Source organism: Haliscomenobacter sp. (assembly GCF_033763495.1).
Lineage (GTDB): Bacteria > Bacteroidota > Bacteroidia > Chitinophagales > Saprospiraceae > Haliscomenobacter.
Window position 1 is genome coordinate 14,518 of the sequence record NZ_JANRKL010000102.1, and the last position, 14,409, is coordinate 28,926.

The 14,409-nt window shown below is 47.6% G+C and carries 16 protein-coding genes; 7 read left to right on the forward strand and 9 right to left on the reverse strand.

Annotated features, from left to right (window positions below; all coding sequences use genetic code 11):
- Window positions 1–64 precede the first annotated feature (64 nt).
- A complete protein-coding gene (locus SFV55_RS10885; protein ID WP_320029528.1) occupies window positions 65–1,066 on the reverse strand; it encodes an RNA ligase (ATP) in 1,002 nt (333 codons plus the stop codon).
- Window positions 1,067–1,211: 145 nt separating this feature from the next.
- Here SFV55_RS10885 and SFV55_RS10890 point away from each other — a divergent pair, with 145 nt between their 5' ends.
- From SFV55_RS10890 to SFV55_RS10905, 4 genes are all read left to right on the forward strand, one after another.
- Window positions 1,212–1,763: an RNA polymerase sigma factor gene (locus SFV55_RS10890; protein WP_320029529.1), complete on the forward strand. Its 552-nt coding sequence runs from the start codon at window positions 1,212–1,214 to the stop codon at window positions 1,761–1,763.
- A complete protein-coding gene (locus SFV55_RS10895; RefSeq protein ID WP_320029530.1) occupies window positions 1,760–2,557 on the forward strand; it encodes a HEAT repeat domain-containing protein in 798 nt (265 codons plus the stop codon). Before SFV55_RS10890 ends, SFV55_RS10895 begins: the two co-directional genes overlap by 4 nt.
- A 111-nt stretch (window positions 2,558–2,668) precedes the next feature.
- Complete coding sequence (locus tag SFV55_RS10900; protein ID WP_320029531.1) at window positions 2,669–3,448, forward strand: DUF4097 family beta strand repeat-containing protein; 780 nt, start codon at window positions 2,669–2,671, stop codon at window positions 3,446–3,448.
- A gap of 44 nt (window positions 3,449–3,492) precedes the next feature.
- The gene (locus SFV55_RS10905) at window positions 3,493–4,239 is read left to right on the forward strand and encodes a hypothetical protein (RefSeq protein WP_320029532.1); all 747 of its coding nucleotides are present in this window, start codon (window positions 3,493–3,495) and stop codon (window positions 4,237–4,239) included.
- Between the two features lie 87 nt (window positions 4,240–4,326).
- Here the strand turns inward: SFV55_RS10905 and SFV55_RS10910 are convergent, their stop codons facing one another.
- The 6 genes from SFV55_RS10910 to SFV55_RS10935 form a co-directional block, all read right to left on the reverse strand.
- Complete coding sequence (locus SFV55_RS10910; RefSeq protein ID WP_320029533.1) at window positions 4,327–4,716, reverse strand: VOC family protein; 390 nt, start codon at window positions 4,714–4,716, stop codon at window positions 4,327–4,329.
- A 76-nt stretch (window positions 4,717–4,792) separates the two neighbouring features.
- On the reverse strand, window positions 4,793–5,932 hold the full coding sequence (locus SFV55_RS10915) for a helix-turn-helix domain-containing protein (protein WP_320029534.1): 1,140 nt from the start codon (window positions 5,930–5,932) through the stop codon (window positions 4,793–4,795).
- A gap of 9 nt (window positions 5,933–5,941) precedes the next feature.
- The gene (locus SFV55_RS10920; protein ID WP_320029535.1) at window positions 5,942–6,640 is read right to left on the reverse strand and encodes a hypothetical protein; all 699 of its coding nucleotides are present in this window, start codon (window positions 6,638–6,640) and stop codon (window positions 5,942–5,944) included.
- Window positions 6,641–6,731: 91 nt separating this feature from the next.
- Window positions 6,732–8,027, reverse strand: a complete 1,296-nt coding sequence (locus tag SFV55_RS10925; RefSeq protein WP_320029536.1) for a F390 synthetase-related protein — start codon at window positions 8,025–8,027, stop codon at window positions 6,732–6,734.
- 278 nt (window positions 8,028–8,305) lie between these two features.
- Window positions 8,306–9,142: an alpha/beta hydrolase gene (locus SFV55_RS10930; protein WP_320029537.1), complete on the reverse strand. Its 837-nt coding sequence runs from the start codon at window positions 9,140–9,142 to the stop codon at window positions 8,306–8,308.
- 40 nt (window positions 9,143–9,182) lie between these two features.
- Complete coding sequence (locus tag SFV55_RS10935; RefSeq protein WP_320029538.1) at window positions 9,183–9,731, reverse strand: CopD family protein; 549 nt, start codon at window positions 9,729–9,731, stop codon at window positions 9,183–9,185.
- A gap of 158 nt (window positions 9,732–9,889) precedes the next feature.
- Here SFV55_RS10935 and SFV55_RS10940 point away from each other — a divergent pair, with 158 nt between their 5' ends.
- Complete coding sequence (locus SFV55_RS10940) at window positions 9,890–10,696, forward strand: tetratricopeptide repeat protein (RefSeq protein WP_320029539.1); 807 nt, start codon at window positions 9,890–9,892, stop codon at window positions 10,694–10,696.
- A gap of 108 nt (window positions 10,697–10,804) precedes the next feature.
- Here SFV55_RS10940 and SFV55_RS10945 read toward each other — a convergent pair whose 3' ends face one another.
- The gene (locus tag SFV55_RS10945; RefSeq protein ID WP_320029540.1) at window positions 10,805–11,158 is read right to left on the reverse strand and encodes a four helix bundle protein; all 354 of its coding nucleotides are present in this window, start codon (window positions 11,156–11,158) and stop codon (window positions 10,805–10,807) included.
- A gap of 146 nt (window positions 11,159–11,304) precedes the next feature.
- The gene (locus tag SFV55_RS10950) at window positions 11,305–11,937 is read right to left on the reverse strand and encodes a M15 family metallopeptidase (RefSeq protein WP_320029541.1); all 633 of its coding nucleotides are present in this window, start codon (window positions 11,935–11,937) and stop codon (window positions 11,305–11,307) included.
- Between the two features lie 65 nt (window positions 11,938–12,002).
- Between SFV55_RS10950 and SFV55_RS10955 the strand changes: the two genes are divergently transcribed.
- Window positions 12,003–13,586 carry a hypothetical protein gene (locus SFV55_RS10955; protein ID WP_320029542.1) on the forward strand — a complete coding sequence of 528 codons (1,584 nt, stop codon included), beginning with the start codon at window positions 12,003–12,005 and terminating at the stop codon, window positions 13,584–13,586.
- Window positions 13,587–13,611: 25 nt separating this feature from the next.
- Window positions 13,612–14,409 (forward strand): glycosyltransferase family 2 protein (locus SFV55_RS10960; protein ID WP_320029543.1); only part of this gene is annotated, 798 nt, incomplete at its 3' end.

Genomic DNA, 14,409 nt, shown 5'->3' on the forward strand with positions numbered 1-14,409 from the left:
GTGAAGATTTTTTCTTTTCATCACCTAAGAAACCAAAGGCACCTAAGAGCCACCTTAGAAGGGATCAATCCTCCGCTTCCAAAAAGGCATTCGAGATCGCCTTAAACGAAATCTTCCGATCCGCGCTCCGCAGTACCAAACCTTCCCGTCCCGCCTTTTCATTCAAGATCGAAGGCCCATCCGCCATCTTTAGCAAGTCCTCCACTTTGGCAGGCAACTGAAAATCGGCGCTGATCAACGGCACCATCTGCAAATCATTCTTCCCGCAAAAATCCGATGTTTTTTCGTAGGAATAAAAACGGTGCTGATCAATGTCAAACACGTGGAAAACAAACAAGTGTTGCCCCCGTAGTTTGTACATGTTTTTTTGAATGCCTTCCCCGATCATTTCACCCTGAATGGCCAGGTTTTGCTGACCCAGTTTTTGCTGCAACTGCGTTTCAGCGGCGACCTTCCAGTACGAATTGGGGTCTTCATCCGACAATTCCCAGTTGCGCGAACAGATGCCGAAATGGCCATTGCGCTGGTAGGCGGTAAAGGAGGTGCCATCCAGCTTTTCGGTGACCACAAAAGACAAACCCTGCCAGCTGGCAAATTCTTCCAACAAGTTTTGCACCCGCTCCTCATCCGTTTTGGGGATAAAGCCAGGGAAAGGCCCGATCACCTTACCCGTCAAATCGGCTGGAATGGGCGGCTCATATTTGTCTACCCGCAGGCGTTCGGTCAGGTCGGTGCCTACTGGCTCTGCGGGATCCACTTCGGGAAACCAGTGCAGTGGCAAAAACAAACCCTGCGACAACTGCCCCCGCAAACGGATGGTGCGCAGCCGAAACCCTTCAGCATCGCCCATTTTGCGCAACGAGGATTTGCGCAGAAATTCAAAACGAGGATCATCGACGGGTAAAAAAGAATCGATTTCAAAATAAACTCCCTTTTGCCCAAGCTGAACTTCACCAATTTTAACCACACAAGTCCAACCATCAACTACGGCTACCTGAATGGCATCTGCGCCAGGAATGGCTTGTAATTCAGTGCATTGACGAATGCTGGCCAATTTTCGATTCATGAAAATGTGTTACTTTTAAGGAGGTTTTGAAAAAACACCCAACGAGATTTTGTAAAAATGAGTTCCTCGACAAAAAAAATAATCAATTTCTCCGTAACCTTTTCCATTTACCCAAGTAACCTAAAAAAGAAAGCACACAAAATAAATGCAGCGCACACCTCACCCAACTGACGAAGAACTGATGGTACAGCTTGCCGATGGCAAGTTGGATGCTGCTGCCGTGTTGTTTCAACGCTATAAGGTCAATTTGTTCAACTTCTTTCTGCGCCAGGGCATTGCCCGGGATGCTAGTGAAGATTTGGTGCAAAACCTCTTCGAACGGGTGATCAAGTACCGCCAAAGTTACCGCAAAGGAATGGCCTTTCGGGCCTGGTTGTACCAAATTGCGCGCAATGTACAAGCCGATTGGCAAAGAAAAGGCGGCAAAATGATCCAGGAAGAGATCAGCCAGTACGAAAACCGCCCAGAACTACCTGAAATGGGCCTGGGGCGTGAAGAGAATCTGGTAATGATGGAAAAAGCCATGCAACAATTGCCGCCGGAGCAACTGGAAATTTTGTTGCTGACCCGCTATCAAAAGATGAAGTACGTCGAGGTGGGTGAATTGATTGGCTGCTCGGAGGGTGCAGTGAAACTAAAAGTATTCCGCGCCCTGCAACAATTGCGCAGCCTTTATTTTAAACTCGAACAACTATGATGATGCACGATAAAACATCCTTGCTCCTGATGGAATACCTCGAGGGCACTTTGTCTCCGGAGGCACGTCAGGAACTGGAAATACAACTGGCTCAAGACGCAGAACTGCGAAAAGGCCTGGAAGAATTACAAATGCTGTGGACGCAAATGGAACAATTGCCGGAGCAGCAACCTTCTGCGGCGTTGGACCAGGGCTTTAATGATTTTTTACGAGCAGAAAAAAGCAAAGTGCAATCACCCAACTGGCGTGGGAGGATTTTTTCCTTCCACGTACTTCCTCGCATTGAATTGCAGGCGGCGGCAGCTGTAGCATTGGTGCTGGTGGGGCTCGGTTTTGGCTGGTTTTGGCGCATCAATCAGCGACAACAAGCGGAAATCAGGGCTTTGCGCAATGAGATGCACAGTACCCAAAAAATGCTGGTGCTGGCCATGTTGGACAAACCCAGCGCCAGTGACCGCATCCAGGCAGTGAACGTCCTGGAGCAACAACAAAAGGCAGACCCCGAAGTGATCAAAGCTTTGATCCATACCCTGAATTTTGACGACATGGTCAATGTGCGCATGAAAGCGGCACAGGCCCTGAGTACATTCAATGAAGATCAAATGGCTCGTAAAGCCTTGATCAGCAGTTTGGCCACGGAACAAAGTCCCGAAGTACAAATCACCATCATTGAAATTTTGGTCGAGTTGGGCGACAAGCGGGCAGTGCCTACCCTCCGTTCGGTTTCTGAGGACCAAAAACAGATGGATTTTGTACGAGAACAAGCGGCTAGTGGAGTGGAACGACTCTTGTGAAAGTTGAGAAGTTGAGGGGTTGAGTAATCGGTCGCTGAGCGGAGCCGAAGCGCTGATCACTCAACTCCTCAACTTCTCAACCAACTTTATACTTTTCAAAATACCAAAATCATGAAGTATTTTTTCGCCCTGGGCGCAGCGCTGCTGTTGCTCACCCCGGCTACGTTTGCCCAAAAAACGTTCAAAAAAGCCTTCACTGGCTCTTCGCCTAAAGTGAGCATAATGATTGAAAAAGCGGAAATTGAAGTAAGTGGCTACAGTGGCAACGAAATTCAAATTGAAGCCGATGGCACTTTTCCTGGCCCACCCGAACGCGCCAAAGGGCTCAAACCCTTGTACAACAGTGCCGAAGACAACACGGGCATTGGGCTCGAAATCAAGGAAGCCAGTGGCGTGATGACTGTCAAAAAAGCCAGCTACCACGAAGCCAAGTACAAAATCAAGGTACCCAACAATGCGGATGTCAAAGTGGAAGTGATGGACTGGAACAGAAGTGACCTGGACATCAAGGACATCAGTGGCGAGTTGGAAATCATTGGTAAAAGTTCGGACATCAAGCTTACCAATGTAACTGGCCCAATTGTATCCAACACGGTAAATGGCAACACCGAGGTCGTTTTCACCAAAGTCAACCAAAGCAAACCCTGTCACATCAGCACCATCAACGGCTTTGTGGATATAACCATGCCCGCCGATACCAAGGCAAAATTGGAAATGTCGACCATCCGCGGTGAAATTTATTCGGATTTGGACATCAAGTTTACTTCAGATGAAAAAAGTAGAGGAATTCCTGCTATCCGACGCAACATTTCAGGTGCCAGCCTCAACGGTGGTGGGGTAGAATTGACCATCAAATCCATCAACGGCGATTTGTACTTGCGCAAGAAATAGTTCAGAGTCCATCTTTCTTCCTCATACCTAACTCAGTTCCTATCATGAAAAATCTGATCTTTTTGTGCCTGATCCTCTTGTCGGGTTGTACGGGGCATGCCCAAAATTCACCTACCGCTCCAGCTCAAACCCAAAGTAAAAGTGGAGACGCAACGGACTTTACTTACTCCATGCCCAGCGGCAAAAAAGCGGTGTTGAAACTGCCTTTTGCCCGTACCATCACGGTAAAAACCTGGGACAAGGCCGAGCTGAAACTCACCACCATCCTCAAAACCACCCGTGAGGAATACAAAAAAATCCACACCATGGAAGCGGTGGATGGCCAGGAGGAGCTCAATATCAAGACTGATTTCCAGAAGGATTTTTTCCGTGATAAAGACTGGAACAAGGATCGCTCTTTTTGGTGTAACAATTGTGACTCCTTGTTGAATGCCGGAGTAAGCAACATCGATTGCTACTGTTTGCGCATCGACTACGAAATCACCCTCCCTGCCGGTACCTCGCTGGCCTTGGAAAGCATCTCCGGTGACATTGAAATACGCGGCCACAATGGCCCTCTGCGCGCCAAAACCATCAGCGGATTTGTGGATATAGATCGTACGGCCAATACGGCGGCAACCTTGGAATTTAAAAGTGTAACCGGAGAAATTTACACCGATTTTGACATCGACTTGAGTGGAAACAGCTCGGCTTACAGCAAAAAAGTAGCGGCTAGCATCAATGGCGGTGGCAGCAGCGTACGCGCCGAATCGGTGAGTGGAGACATTTTTTTCCGCAAACGGGGGAAATAGTATTGAAGAAATAAATGCTCAACTTGAAATCCATTTACCCCTATATTTCAACATTCATTTTTAAAATATCGGGGTAAATGGTTCACCTTATTTCGGCTCAATCAAATCCCACAAATTCCCGTACAAATCCTCAAACACCGCCACCGTGCCGTAAACCTCCTCGGCAGGTTCTCTTACAAAGCGAATGCCCTCACTTTGGTAATGCCGATAATCCCGCCAAAAATCATCGGTGTGCAGAAATAAAAAGACCCGGCCTCCGGTCTGGTTGCCGATGCGACTGCGTTGTTCTTCACCGACTCCTTTGGCGAGCAAAAGGCAACATTCCCCTTGCCCTTTGGGAGCCACCATCACCCAACGTTTGGTTTCGCTTAGTGCTGTGTCTTCCAGGAGCTGAAAGCCCAGTTTTTGGGTATAAAAATTGACGGCTTCGTCGTAGTCGTCAACCACCAGGGCGATGTGGGCGATGCGTTGATTCATGTTTTTTTTGAGGTAAAAATAATAGCGATGGCCGATAAACCTAGCAATGGCTCACCTGGACTTGGCTTTTGTGGTTTCACAAAGTTTGAGCCACATATTCCCGGGGTGAAACCCCCGTCACTTTTTTAAAGGCCCGATTGAAAGTGGCCTTGGAGTTAAAGCCGCTTTCCAGGCCAATCCCCAATAGCGAAAGGTGTGCCACAGCAGGATCAGCCATCAGGCTTTTCACCGCTTCCACCCGGTAGGTATTGACATAGTCGTTGAAGTTTTTTTCAAAAACCCGATTGATGACGGCTGAAAGGACTGAGGAATTGGTGCCCAATCGACGCGCCAAATCGGCAAGGGCCAGCTCGGGTTCCAGGTACATTTTTTCAGTTTCCATCAAACGGGTCAATTGTGCTTGCCAGTGTTGCAGTTCTGCTTCGCTGAGTTTATCGGTTTTGGCCACCTCCGGGTTCGGGGTATTTTGAGTGGAGGGCTCAAAGACCAGTTGGCGGGGTTGGGTTTGGGTATAGCCTGCAATGCTGAGGTAATAAATCAATCCGGCATTGAACAGTTCATCCCACCAGTCGTGCCAAAAATCCAGGTTCAGCCACAGGTCGATCAAAGTCATGCTCCAACCAATGACACTGGATAAGAAATAGGCCAGCAAAAAATTGCGGAACCAATCAAAACTCAGCAACTCCGGGTTAGAAAATTGGGTAGGCGACCAGGATCGGTATTGACGGTACAACTGGTAGGCCCAGTAAAAATACAAGGTAGTCAGGGTGAAAGACAAAATAGCTTCCACGTATTGGATGCCCCAGGTGAAGTGTACCTCGGTTTTCCACCATTCAACAAAATTGGCCCCTTGGGAAAACACCAGCAAGTGATAGACAATAAAGAGGGCAAATGGTGCCACATGCCACAGATCCTGCCAACGCGGTTGCCAGTGTGTATTGAATTGGCTTTTTAGGTAAAACCAGCTCAAGGCTGGGATCAATAGATTAAAGTTCCGGGGAAAAAACTCCAAAGTAGTCCACAAGATATCAATCCCGGCAAAGCCCAGCATGTACTCCCAAATCTCGAACGTGAATGCGGCGATCAACACGCCAAACAGCCCATCGGACCAGCGCCCGTGCCGCCAAGCCCTTAGCCAGAACATGCCTGCGTAAATCCAGCCCTGGATAAAGGCAAAAAGCAATGGGGTGGAATACAGGTTGAAGTTGAATTGCATGAAGGTAGCTTATATCCGAATCAAATAAAGGTTCTTTTCTTGGTCTACGGTCAGGATTAAGGATTCTTTGACCCGTTTGCCTTCCCAGTAGGGTGCGTCACAGCGGTACAACTTAGTGCCCACTGGGTAACTTACTCGATAAACACTACTCCAACTCAGCTTACGGCTAAAGCCTACATTGAAATTTTGTTCATCACCCGGGATTTCGGCTCGGATGTACACCTGTTTGCCGATCATCGATTTTCCGGCTACTTTGAAAGTGACCATGTCTAAACCTGATTTTTGTGCAAAGGTTTCCACTTCGGGTTGTTCTTTGATTTTTTCCAGGCGGTAAATTTCTTCGTATTTTTCAGCCCAGGCTGCATCCAGCCATTGTTGGTGGCTGATTTCATAGGTTTTACCAAGGTTGATTTTTTGGCCTGCATCGGCGGCAGTGATCACTCGGATAAGTTGCCACTTGGCTTGTCGCTTTTCATAAATGCGCGTGCCAACTGGCATGTTCACCGCATGGCTGCTTAGCCCGCCCAGGTGATAGCCGTAGCCGCTGGCTTTGGATTGGGTGTAATCGAAGTAGCGAATGTCGATGACCTTGGTGCTCAGTCCCGGATTCGCCAGAGTGAAACTAACCCGAACAGGGTTGCTGGTACTCTGAGCAGCAAGTTGAAGGCTGAAAAAAAGCAGGGTGCAATGCGCAACGATCTTGTACATGGTACAGCGATTTTAATGTGAATCAATGGGACAAAGATTCGACGCTGAAATGGTCTGAATGCTGCAAATCAAAATTTGAGACGCCTCAATTTTAGTTTGATACTATTTTCCGCTCTACCCGGCGCAGTTTTGCACCTGCTTCCCGTGCTATCCCTTGTATGGATTGTATACTCAGACCACTGATTCCTTTTTCCTGTAAAAAACGATGCAGGGCTGTACTTATAGTTGAAGAAACGGCCTGAAAATCTTCACTTTCCAACTCCAACTGCAATTCCAATGCCCCCACCTGCCGCAAACGATAAGCCCGAAAATCTTCGGCACACCGCGCAATCACCCGGCAAATCAGGTCTGGAAAAACCCTGATCATTTCCCCACCAGCTCCAGGAAATACCAAAATATCATCCTCCCGCCCTTCAATCCGTTCCAAGGCAGTGAAGCAAGACCCACAGGGGCAAGGCTCCTTTTTTTCCACCAATACATCGTTCAATTCGTACCGAACGATCGGCTGCGAGCTACGCGTGAAATCTGTAATGATGGGGATGAAGCGCGTCTCGTCGAGGTATTTTTTTTCAAAAATGGCGATGTCCTCGTTCAGGTGCAGGGTGCCATGTGCGCAGGTAACGGCCAGGAAGCCTTCGGTACATTGGTAGACTTCACGCAGGGGAACCGCAAAGGTTTTTTGGATGAATTGTTTGTCCGCGTCATTCAGCACCTCCGCAAAAGAAATGAGCAAGTGTGGTTGGATGTTGACGCTGCCCGCTAGTTGTGCCTCGGCAATGGCACTCAATATTGAAGGTTGGGCGGCCAAAATATGGGGCTGAAAATCGGCTAACGCTACGAGCAATTTTTCGATGGGTTGAAAAATATCAAAAAAGCGAAACTCCAAACTGGCCGATTGCACCGAGCTGTACAAATTGCTGTTGGCACGCAGAAAAAAAGCCACTTTTTGGCGCTTGAAAAATTGGATGGGTACAACTCGGCGCAAGACCATAGCTGTCCATTGTGCCCTTTCCGTGGCTGAGACCAGAAACAGGCCACGGGTGCCGCTAGTGCCAGTTGACAAACCGACCGTGGCACCTTTAAGTTCAGGGCTAAAATCCCGTTCAACTTCCGCTTTCAGCGCCAGCTGCATGGCTTCTTCCCGCTGGATGCCCAGGGTGTTGATTTGGTCAAAATTAGCCATGAAGGTGGCTTTGTTCATCATGGGGAAATCGGCTAAGTCAGCTTTTTGCTGAGCCAGTTCCCGGTAAAAGGGAGAGTGGGAGAGAATTTTTTTCCTAAACCTTTGCCATTTACGCTGCTGAAAACGCTCCAAAACCTTGCGCTGCCGAAAAGTGCCGCGAAGGGTATAGATGACCAGGAAATAAATGATTTTGAGTTTGAACATTTTTGACTTTTCAGCGGAGGTACTAACGCTTTAATGCTACAGTTTTTTATCCATCAGCCACACCTTTGGGCGTTTAACTCGGAGGACATGAATTGCCACGTGCTTTAGCGCGTGGATGGGGATTATCTCTATTGATGGGCTTTAGCCCAAGCCTTAATTTTGAATCCAGGGCTGAAGCCCATTTTTTAAAAATCCTGCTATCCACGCGCTAAAGCACGTGGCAATTCATGTCCTTCGCTTCTGGTATACAAAAATGCCCCATGGTAAGCCTATCAACTTTACTTTGTGTACATCACCAGCGCTTCCTGCTCGTTAAGTATATCGTACAAATGCTCGTGGTACTCTGGGAAATTGGGCAAATTGTTGTGTCCGCCCCCTTCGATGGTGATGAGGGTGCTACGGTCGGCGCTGATTTCGTGCAGGCGTTTGCCTTGAGCATAAGAAATCAGACGATCCTTATTGCCGTGGATGATGTAAATCGGGCAGGTCACTTTTTTGATGAATTGGTCGCTGCGCAAGTGGTAACGCAACAAATAGCGCAAGGGCAGCCACCACCCATACTGCCGAATTTGGTGGTAAAAACTGAAATAAGGTGAATCCAGAATCAACATCCTTGGATCATTCCAGGAGGCTAACCTGGCACCAATCCCACTACCGAGGGAGCGGCCATAAATGATAATCTGGTGTTCGGGATATTCCTTGCTCAGCCATTTGTACACCGTTTGGGCATCGTTCAGCAGGATACTTTCGGTGCGTCTGCCTTTACTTTTGCCAAAACCTCGGTAATCAATCATGAAAAAATCGTAACCCTTGCTGACAAAATCTTTGGCGAATTTGCCCCAACCTTTGAGGCTGCGCGAATTGCCTTTGAGGTAAAAAACCACCCCTTGCGAATTGGGTACCTTAAACTGCAGGGCATTGATCACCCCGCCGTCCTCCATCTCAAAAGTATGCTCGGTGAAAGGGAAAGGGTAACGGTATTCAAAGTTTTTGGGCAACATCTCCGGACGAAAGAAAAAATAGTCCTGGAAAAAATAAAAAAACAGACACAACCCCCCGTAAATCACGGCAGGCCAGAACAAAATATTCGCCCAAAAAAATGGTGATAACAGCATATGCATCGTAGGGGGCCCCTCGCGGGTGCCCTTTGGTTTTTCAAATATTCGGATTCCGCTCCCGCGCCTTGCGATACGCCCGTACCCCCATCATCAGCAAAACCATAAAGCCCATGATTCCCACCAGCGCATAGGCAAAATCCAGAGCATTTCGGTAAACGGCTAGCAGCACAATTGCCAGCAAAAAAACGGTGGGCACTTCATTGAGCAGTCGCCAACGGTGGGAACTCATGCTGAAGTCGCCTCTTTCCAGTTTGACAATCATTTTTTTGCACCAAAGGTGGTAATAAGTCAGGCCCAGGAGCAACACGAGTTTGATGTGCAACCAAGAATTGACTTTGAACCATTCCCAGCCATACAGAAAGATCATGGCCAGGCCACAAACCCAGGTCAGCATCATCGCCGGGTTACAAATGATCTTGTACACCCGCTGCTCCATCAGGTTGAATTGCTGGGTGAGGATGTCGCGTTTGGGTTGGGTTTCATCGTGGGCTTCGCGGTGGTACACAAACATGCGCACCAGGTAGAACAAACCGGCAAACCAGGCTACAAAACCGACAATGTGTAAGGATTTAAACAAAAACAACATGGAAAAGGGTGTAAAAACAAGTGAATGGGCAGTTACAAGAAGACCTTGAATTATGGCCCATCGACAAGTCTGATGAATTTTACGAAAATTAGTGATTTGTGATACATTATCCAATCATAAATTGATCTAAATTGCCCACAAATAATCATACACTCCCGATGGACTTTCAAAAAGACGTAATCGAACGCAGCTACAGCATCCCCGTAGTCATTGATTTTTGGGCCGAATGGTGTGGCCCTTGTCGGGTTTTAGGCCCTGTCATTGAAGAAATGGCAGCAGAGCAGGCTGATCGCTGGGCGTTGATCAAAATAGATACCGAGGAATATCCTGAAATGGCGCAAGCCTTTGGAATCAAAGGTATTCCGGCTGTTAAAATGGTTTTTGAAGGCAAAATCATCGCCGAGTTTTCGGGGGCCATTCCGCGTGCCCAAATCCAAAAATGGCTGGATACACACCTACCCCAAATCGCCGAGGCAGAGGAGGTGGAGGAAGGACAGGAGGACTTGAACGCCCTCATCGAAGCAGTGGAAGCAGGTTATCCCGGAGCGCTCGAAGCCTTGGTGGAGGTGGTGGAAGAAAATCCGGAAATCCTGATTGCCCGCATCACCCTGGCCAAACAGCTCTCGATTCCTGACCCAGCCACGGCCCGTCAACTCGTTCATGACATTACCCTCGACCACGAACTGGCCGAAGCAGCTGCCGATATCCGCACCATCGCCGACTGGATTCAAAGTGTTCCTTCCGATGTTTCCCCCGCCGCAGTAGCCATGGGCGAAGCGCAGGAACTGGCCTTGGCGGTTGATTACGAAGGTGCCATCAAAAAAATCATCGAAGCGGTGATGATTGATAAAACGTTCAACAACGATCAACCCCGCAAAACGGCCATTGCGCTGTTCCGCACCTGGGGCGTGCAAAATCCGTTGACGGTGAAGTACCGGAAGCGGTTTGATATGGCGTTGTATTAGTGACGAATTATTCGAATGACGAATGACGAATTTGGGGCGTTGCTCCTAAAAATTGGGCTCAGCGCCCCAAATTCGTCATTCGTCACTCGAATAACTCGTCATTACTTATTACTTATTGCTTCTTGCTTTTTTTATAGACGCAACAGTTATTGCTAACAGTTCATTAGCTTCTTTCCAAACTGGAGTAAGCTCTTTTTTACAATTCGGATACAGGCTTGCCAAGATTTCAAGCCAGTACATGGTTTCGTCTAATTCCTCCTCTACAATTTTCATTTTGTTGATGAAATCTGCTTGAGATTTTGCCCTACAAGCAGCTCGATAATTTGCTCCAGTGGAGCTAGCTGAGCGGATGATTTGTCCTTGGATAATTTTATACTCAGTACCTTTTGGTAACTCTCTGGCAAATAAAATAACTTGAATTGCAAATTCTTTAAAGCGGTTTTTTAATTGTTCGATGTCCATTGGGGGAACTTTTGGGAAACACTTTTAAATGCTGAACGATTCTAATGACGAATTTTTCGAATGACGAATGACGAATTGGGAGCGCTGCTCCTGAACATTAGAGGCAACGCTCCCATTCGTCATTCGTCATTCGAAAAATTCGTCATTCATTTGCATTTCCATTGGTAATTGGAAATCGGATACGACTTTTTCGTGTACGAAAAATGCCACCATTCTGTCCTTGTCGTCCGAAATCCTTCGGCGATCATCGCCTCCTGAAGCGCTTTGCGATTGTTGTTGATGTTGGCGGGATGCCCGGTGTAGTCGATGTAGGCTTTTTTGTCAAAAACATCAAACCCCGTTCCCATATCCAATTCTTTCCCGTTTTTGTCCAACACCGTTAAATCTACCGCTGAGCCGCGATTGTGCATGGAGCCTTTGCGTGGGTCGGCAACGTATTGAGGGTTGGGTACTTTTTTCCACAATTTCCATTGAGCAGAGTGGGGGCGGTAACAGTCGAACATTTTGAGGCCACCGTAGCCTTGGGCTTTGAGCCGCTTATGTACCCGCGAGATGGCATCCGCTACTTCCTTACGCAGGTAACACTCGCCGCAATCATAGACTTTTTCGTACATAAAATTATTGGTCGTGGCATAACGAATGTCGAGCACCACATCAGGAGCTACCGTGAGAATGTCAACCCAATCGGCATCGGGGTTAGGTGTTTGAGCCGAAAGTATTGATACTGATGGTGTAGCAAAAAAGCCAAGGATTGTGAACAAGAATTGTAGCTTCCTCATTATCAAAATTTTAGTATTCATTTAAAATAGCTTATTTTTGCGCCTTCAATTTACCCGCGCACTGAATGAACGACCAACAACGCAATAAACTGCTGTACGTCCTGAGTATTTTATTGTTGTTTCCAGCCTTGCTGATCAACCTGGGCCTGATGACCTTCATCGACGATGAGGGGATTCGCACCCTGGTGGCACTGGAGATGAAACTCTCTGGCAACTACATCACTCCAACCCTGCATGGTGAGTTTTATTACAACAAGCCGCCCTTGTACAACTGGATGTTGTTGGGCTATTTCCAACTCTTGGGGCAAATTAACGAATTTAATGCACGCATTCCAACCCTGGTGAGTTTGTTGGGTTTTGCAGCTACTGTTTTTTACAGCTTCCGCAAGCAGTATGGCACTTATACCGCCTTTGTATTAGCGATGACCTTGATCACTTGTGGGCGGATTTTGTTTTGGGACTCCCTGTTGGGTTTGATCGACATCACCTTTTCCTGGCTGGTTTTTGTGCAGTTTATGGTCATTTACCAGCAGTTTCAACGCCGCAATTGGTTGTGGCTATTTGCTTTGTCCTATCTATGTACGGCACTGGGCTTTATGCTCAAGGGCTTGCCCGCAGTGGTGTTTCAGGGTTTTACCTTATTGGCCTATTTCATTTACCAAAAAGAATTCAAACGCCTGTTTTATTGGCAGCATTTCCTGGGAGGAATGGTTTTTGTGCTGGTGGTGGGTGCTTATTACGCGGTGTATTTGCAGTACAACGAACTGGATACGGTATTTCAAACCCTGTTCACTGAATCATCCAAACGGACTGCGGTGCAATTTGGCTGGTGGCGAACCTTTTTGCACCTCTTTACTTTCCCTTTTGAAATGGTGTACCATTTTATTCCCTGGTCGATCATGATCCTGTATTTGTTGCGTCGAGACCTTTGGAAGGTGTTGAAACAGGACAATTTTATGGTCTACTGTGCCCTGATTTTTTTGGCCAACATTTGGGTGTATTGGGCATCGGTGGAGGTGTACCCGCGCTACTTGTTGATGTTTTGCCCACTGCTGTTTGGCATTTTTTTGCATTTGCACCAAAACGCAGCGCTGCAACAGCCCTGGGCTGCCAAGGTGGTAAATGGATTTATGGCAATATCAGTGGTGCTGATGGTTTTGACGCCGATTGTTCCCCTGCTTTTACCCCAAACCCAAAGCACCCCTTATTTGTATCTTAAGTCGGGTGGTTTATTGCTTCTTGCGGGAGGACTGGCTTATTTGTACCGTTACTGGAAGCCGCAGCGTTTGTTGATCATCGCAATGCTGTTGCTGGTGGGCCGGATCGGCTTCAACTGGTTTGTGTTGCCCGATCGCAATGCCAACGATTATGGCGATGCTTGCCGGAAGTCTTCAATTGAAGCCGGAAAACGTTTCCGTGATCAGGACTTATACGTTTACCGCAAAACGGGGATGCAGTGGACAAACTCCATTTATCTGACCAATACCCGTGGCAAAATCATCCCTGTAAAAAAAGAAAAAATGGACTCCAATGCCCTATATATCGTAGATCCAGGCTGGTATTTTGATGCAGTCGATTCGGTATCGGAACTCAAAGTGCGCCATGGTCACCGGCATTTCATTATTGGGACTTTAAAAGCTAAAAACTAATGCCCAGAGCATTCAATTAAGGATCATGTCAACAATCAAACTATCAGTTGTCGTTTGTGTCTACAACGAAGAAGAAAACATCAAGCCACAGATTCAGCGCATTGCTGAAGCACTGGAGGGATATGAATACGAAATGGTTTTTGTGGATGATGGCTCTAAGGACAATACCCTCAAAGAATTGTACAGTGTGGAGCATCCTCGCCTGAGGGTGGTGGAGCTGAAAAAGAACTACGGCCAAAGTTTGGCCCTCATGGCCGGAATTGATTATGCCCAAGGCGAATACGTTGCTACTATGGACGGCGACTTGCAAAATGATCCCAGCGATTTGCCACGCATGCTCAAAATAGCTGAAGAAGAAGGTTTTGATATGGTAGCGGGCAATCGCGCCAACCGCAAGGATGGTATGGTTTTGCGCAAAATCCCCAGCCGTATTGCCAACTACATCATTCGCAGTACCACCGATGTACACCTCAAGGATTACGGTTGTGCATTGAAGGTTTTGAAAGCCGATTTGGCCAAAGACCTGGGGCTGTACGGTGAACTGCACCGATTTGTACCTGTGCTCGCCCACCTCGAAGGTGCACGGATTACGCAGGTAGATGTGAAGCACCACGCCCGGCAGTTTGGCAAATCCAAATACGGCCTTAGCCGCACCTTCAAAGTCGTCAGCGATTTGCTGTTGATGCTCTTTTTCAAAAAATACATGCAAAAACCCATGCACCTTTTTGGCAATGCCGGGGTGTTTTTGTTTGTGAGTGGCTTATTGATCAATTTGTACCTGTTGGTGCTCAAACTGATGGGGGAAGACATCTGGGGACGCCCG